This window comes from Rhodococcus sp. T2V, assembly GCF_029269925.1.
GTDB classification, from domain to species: domain Bacteria; phylum Actinomycetota; class Actinomycetes; order Mycobacteriales; family Mycobacteriaceae; genus Rhodococcus_F; species Rhodococcus_F koreensis.
Window position 1 is genome coordinate 1 of the sequence record NZ_JARJBD010000360.1, and the last position, 607, is coordinate 607.

Sequence of the window (607 nt, forward strand, 5' to 3'; positions counted from 1 at the left end):
ACGGCACGACCCAAAGGTGTGCAGATCACGCACCGCAACCTCTGGCTCAACGCGGTCACCCTGGCCTTGCACACCACCGTCATCGATCGTGACGTATACCTGCACACACTGCCGATGTTCCACGCCAACGGTTGGGGTATGCCGTTCGCCATGGCCGGTCTGGGCGCCAAGCAAGTCGTGCTGCGCAAGGTGGACGGCGCAGAGATTCTCCGCCGCGTTCGCGACCACGGTGTCACCATCATGTGCGCGGCACCCGCGGTCGCCGCAGCAGTTCTCGAGGCCGCACAGACCTGGGACGGAGAGATCCCCGGGCGCAACAAGGTTCGCATCATCCTGGCCGGGGCCCCACCACCGACCAAGACCATCACACGTGTGGAGGAAGAGCTCGGCTGGGAGTTCATCCAGATCTACGGTCTCACCGAGACCTCCCCGCTGCTGACCGTCAATCGAGCTCGCGCAGAGTGGGACGCGCTCAGCCCCGAGAACCGGGCCGCGCGACTGACCCGCGCCGGCGCACCTGCGCTGGGTGTTCGCCTCGAGTTGAGCGAATCCGATCCGCAGACCGGTGCTGCGAGCGAACTGCTCGCACGGTCCAACGTCGTGTTCA

The 607-nt window shown here is 65.7% G+C and carries 1 protein-coding gene; it reads left to right on the forward strand.

All coding sequences use genetic code 11. From position 1 onward, the window contains the following. On the forward strand, window positions 1-607 hold a 607-nt coding region (locus P3H15_RS54365), incomplete at both ends, for an AMP-binding protein (RefSeq protein WP_276144881.1).